Origin of the sequence: Vibrio sp. IB15 (genome assembly GCF_016406055.1) — a bacterium.
GTDB classification, from domain to species: domain Bacteria; phylum Pseudomonadota; class Gammaproteobacteria; order Enterobacterales; family Vibrionaceae; genus Vibrio; species Vibrio chagasii.
The window spans coordinates 1-4912 of the sequence record NZ_JAEFCE010000112.1 but is presented as its reverse complement, the minus strand read 5'-3'; the positions used below and the strand labels follow the sequence as shown (position 1 = coordinate 4912).

Sequence of the window (4912 nt, the reverse complement as noted above, 5' to 3'; positions counted from 1 at the left end):
TTACTACCGTTTTTGTTTTTAGTTCCCGCTAATCCGCGATGAACCAATAAAAAGCCCGACAACGAGTAAGTTGTCGGGCTTTCATCAATTACTTATCTATACCACTGCATTAACCGTGGCTAGTTCTACCTATATTGTCATGGCTTAGCTCTTTGTTGAGCACCGCTTCGACGTGACCAGGTGAGCGAGTTGTACCAGAAATCAATCGATACATCGCAGGGATTACAAACAGAGTCACCAAGGTCGCAAAACCCATACCGAAGAAGATAACCGTACCTACTGCCACACGGCTTTCATAACCCGCACCTGTTGAGGTAATCAATGGGATTGCACCTGCTAGCGTGGTAAATGCCGTCATCATGATTGGTCGTAAGCGTCGAGCAGAAGCATCAATGATGGCTTTTTCAAACTCAATACCGCGGTCACGCAGTTGGTTAGCAAACTCAACGATCAAGATACCGTTTTTGGTTACCATACCGATCAACATGATCATACCGATCTGGCTATAGACGTTGAGCCCCTGACTCATCACTACCAAGCCTAAGAAGCCACCAAAGATACCCATAGGTACAGTGAACATCACCACTAACGGGTTTATGAAGCTCTCGAACTGCGCCGCCAGTACCAAGTACGCCACCAACATCGCTAATGCAAACACCACCAAGATGCTCGATTGGTTCTCTTTGAAGTCTTTAGACTCACCCGAATAGCTTACCGAAATATCACCCGGTAGTTGCTCAATCGCTTGTTCATCAAGGAAATCCAGAGCTTCACCTAACGTGTAACCTTCCATCAGGTTAGCTTTAATCGTTATCGACTTCTGCTTGTTGTAGTGCGACAAACGAATCGATGATGCGACTTCTTCAATGTGAGTCAAAGTATCTAGTGTCACCAACTCACCAGACTGAGTTCGCATGTAGATTTGGCTCAAGTCATTGGCATTGTTGAAGCTGTTTTCGTCACCACGCAGGTAAACATCATACTCTTCACCACGTTCGACGAAAGTCGTCTCACTGCGTCCGCCTAGCATGATTTCTAAGGTATCGGAGATGTCAGACACACTCACACCCAGCTCTGCTGCACGCTGCTTGTCTACAGTAACCAGTAGCTCAGGCGTTTTCTCAGAGTAATCGATATCCGCGCCTTCCATCATCGGCGAATCTTCAGCGGCTTGCTTTAAGATCTCCGCCCACTTTTGCAGTTCAGAGTAATCTGAGCCACCAAGTACGAATTGCACAGGCTCGCTCGACCCACCTCGGAAACCAGGCATGAACGGGAATACTCGTACATCAGGGATACCGGCTAGTGACTTACGAACTTCATTCAGCGCTTCTTGCGCGGTCACATCACGTTCGTCCCAATCTTCGAGGATCATGATAACAAAGCCCGTTTGGTCTCCGGCATTACCGCCAAATGCTGGCGATTGGATACTGAATGACTTCAAGAAGCCTTGACCAAGCAATGGCATTAGACGTTCTTCAACAATGTCCATGTTGGCAGACATGCGGTTATAACTAGTTGCATCAGCACCACGGACAAACGCAAAGATAACACCACGGTCTTCTTGCGGAGTCAGCTGCGCTGGCACTTGTTGCATCAAACCATAGCTACCACCCAAACATGCGATAATGATGATAGGAGCAGCCCAACGCCAATTTAACGCGCGGCGTAATACCGAGCGGTATCCAGATTCTAATTTGCCAAATACACATTCAACAAACAGGTTAAAGCGGTTTGGTTTCACGTTCGCTTTTAGGATCTTGCTACCTAGCACTGGCGTTAGCGTCAATGCGACTAGCGACGAGAAGATCACCGACATAGCAAGCAATACGGAGAACTCGGTAAACAGAAGGCCAACCATGCCGTCCATGAACGAGATTGGTAGGAATACCATCACCAATACAAGCGTCGTTGCGATTACCGCGAAGCCAACCTCTCGTGTCCCTTTATAGGCCGCAAGCAGTGGCGACTCACCACGTTCAATGTGGTGGAAAATGTTCTCAACCACCACGATTGCATCATCAACCACCAAGCCAATCGATAGGATAAGTGCCATCAAGGTAATTAGGTTGATAGAGAAGCCGAAGTAGTAAGCCGCAATAAATGACGAGATTAAAGATACAGGTACCGTTACCGCAGGGATAAGCGTCGCACGAGCTTGACCGATGAAGATGTACAGCACAAGGATAACCAAACCTCCTGTGATAAAGAGTGTGCTGTAAACCTCTGAAATAGAACGATCAATGAACACAGTCGAGTCATAGTCGACAGCCAAACGCGTACCATCTGGCAAGAACTTCTGAATCGCTTCCACTTCTTTGTGTACTAAATCTGCCACCTCAAGTGGGTTTGCATCTGATTGAGGCACGATACCCATACTGACGTTAACAACACCGTCACTCTTAAAAGTCGAGTTTTCGTTCTCTGCGCCAATATAAACATCAGCGACATCTTTAAGATAAATCGGCGTGTTGTCAGAAGAGCGCTTGACCACCAGGTATTCAAAGTCTTCCGCTTCTGTGTATGAACGAGCGGTACGAACCGACATCACGATCGCGTCATTACGAACTTCACCGCCCGGGCTCTCGATATTCTCGTTGTTCAATGCAGACGTAATATCAGATGTGGTAACACCACGCCCTGCCATTTCCGCAGGCTTTAGCTTCACGTACATTACTTTGTACAAGCCACCCGAGATATCCACTGAACTTACACCGGAGATCAAACTAAAGCGGTCAATCAACACACGCTCTGTGTAATCGGTCAACTGCGTTCGGTCCATCTCAGTAGAGCTTAGGTTGATGTAAACCGAAGCCTCACCGCTACCGTTGTTCTTGTAAACAATCGGGTCATCAGCTTCGTCAGGCAAAGATCTCTGTGCACGAGCAACGGCGTCACGAACGTCACTCACACCAGTATTCAGGTCGTAACCCAATTCAAAGGTAATTGTAATACGCGACATACCGTTACGAGTGGTGGACTCGATCTCATCAATACCACTGATACCGGATAGTTGGTCTTCAAGATTGGAGGTTATTTGACTCTCGATGATGGTCGCTGATGCGCCTTCGTAGCGTGTGCTGATCGATACCACAGGGCTTTCGATATCAGGCATCTCACGAACGGCAAGCTTACTAAAAGAGACAATACCAAACACAACCAATAGCAAACTCAATACGACAGCCGCTACTGGTCTCTTTACTGAAACGTCAGATAACAACATTAGTTAGCGCCTTCTTGTGCTGTTTTCTCGGTTGCTGAGTCAGCCGGTCGGTTTATAGCAAGTTCGTGAACTTGAACACCATCACGCATGTTCACGATGCCCTGAACGACAATTTTCTGGCCAATTTCGATACCCTTTTCAATCACAACTTCGTTGTCGATACGAGCACCAAGGAAGACTTCCGTTCGCGTTGCCTTGTTATCTTCACCAACCACATAAACAAAACGTTTAGTACCTGAGTACTCAAGGGCTTGAACTGGAATGATTGGTGCTTCAACTGGTGGGAAGTCCATCGCTGCCGACACCAACATGCCCGGCTTTAGGTAATCATTGTTGTTATCGAAATTGATTCGAACTCGAAGGTTTAATGTCTCTGCGTTGATACGAGAATCAATGCCAACCACTGAACCTGTAAATTCGGTATCTCCCCATGCACTGGTTCGAGCCGTCACTTTCATGCCTTTTGATAGCATAGAAAGGTAACGTTCAGGGATCTGAAGGTCTAACTGCATGACTGAAAGGTCATCTAGAGTTACCAGTTCAGTACCCGCTGTCACCATTTTGCCGCGGCTAAAATCGATAAAGCCGACTGTGCCTGAGAATGGTGCGCTAATGTGAAGATCTTTTAGGTTGGCATTTGCTGCCGCCAAACGAGCATTGGCGATCTCTACATTGGTTTTCTGCGCGTCAATTTCGGTTTGCGTTATCGCGTTACGTTTCACCAAGCGTTGAAATTCCGCTAGTTTACGTTTCTCGTCTTTTAGATACGCTTGCGCTTCTGCAACTGCAGCTTTTGCCTTATCGTCATCTAACTGAACCAACATCTGGCCTTTAGTCACATCTTGATTCGCTTTAATGTTGATAGAGTCAACGCGCCCAGCCACCTCAGAAGTGATCATCACCGATTGCTCAGCTTCTAGCTTTCCAACTAGAGAAAGGGATTGGCTAACTTGGTGAATATCCACCTGCTCAGTAACAACAGTGACAGTGCTCGGGCCCATGCGCTTTGCAAGTACGGCTGGAGACGCCATAAGAATAGACAAGCTCAGCAGGGTTATAACAGATTTATTTTTCATAATTATGGTCTGCAAGTAAGTTTTGTAGCAATCACAGTGAGTAAGTGGTTAGCAATAGCGTAGGAAAAAGGCTTGAAAACAAGGCTGCTCTTTTCAACAGGGTAGCTTCGATAAGTAGTTATCCTACAATCAAACATCCTAACGCAGCTGTCGAGCATTTTAATAAGCTAGAACGACAAGTTACTTACTACGATTGGTATTATTCTCTATAAATGAAATTAACCGTATTCTATCAACTGATGGATGCTGTAACGTCAAGAAGTGTAAATCTAGATTAAATTTCGTTTACGTTTCGTGGTGGTTTAGCCAAAACAACAGCAAGACAGAAAGCCAATAACCTCAAGGCGTTACCCACCAGTACGTAAACCTTAGTACAGATGTTCACTTCACGAGCAATATGCGTACTTTTCGCCATCTTTGCCCAAAAAGGCAGCATTTAACACAAAACCATAAGAAAAACCCTTTACAGGTTTAACGTGTTTGCTATGATGCGCTCCGCACTTGAGAGATGCGTTGGGAAAAACATCTCTTTAGCCTATCCATTATGAGTTAGGAAAAACACCCTGGAGGGGTTCCCGAGTGGCCAAAGGGAGCAGACTGTAAATCTGCCGGC

The 4912-nt window shown here is 46.2% G+C and carries 3 protein-coding genes; all 3 read right to left on the bottom strand.

Translation table 11 applies throughout. The features are described from left to right. Positions 1–109: 109 nt before the first annotated feature. Entirely contained in the window at positions 110–3223 is a 3114-nt protein-coding gene (gene vexH, locus JC606_RS22685) for a vibriobactin export RND transporter permease subunit VexH (RefSeq protein ID WP_198779496.1), read from the bottom strand. Further along, the gene (locus tag JC606_RS22680) at positions 3223–4299 is read right to left on the bottom strand and encodes an efflux RND transporter periplasmic adaptor subunit (RefSeq protein WP_137407333.1); all 1077 of its coding nucleotides are present in this window, start codon (positions 4297–4299) and stop codon (positions 3223–3225) included. The genes vexH and JC606_RS22680 overlap by 1 nt, the downstream gene beginning before the upstream one ends. 274 nt (positions 4300–4573) lie before the next feature. After that, a complete protein-coding gene (locus tag JC606_RS22675) occupies positions 4574–4735 on the bottom strand; it encodes a hypothetical protein (RefSeq protein WP_008220674.1) in 162 nt (53 codons plus the stop codon). Positions 4736–4912: the final 177 nt, after the last annotated feature.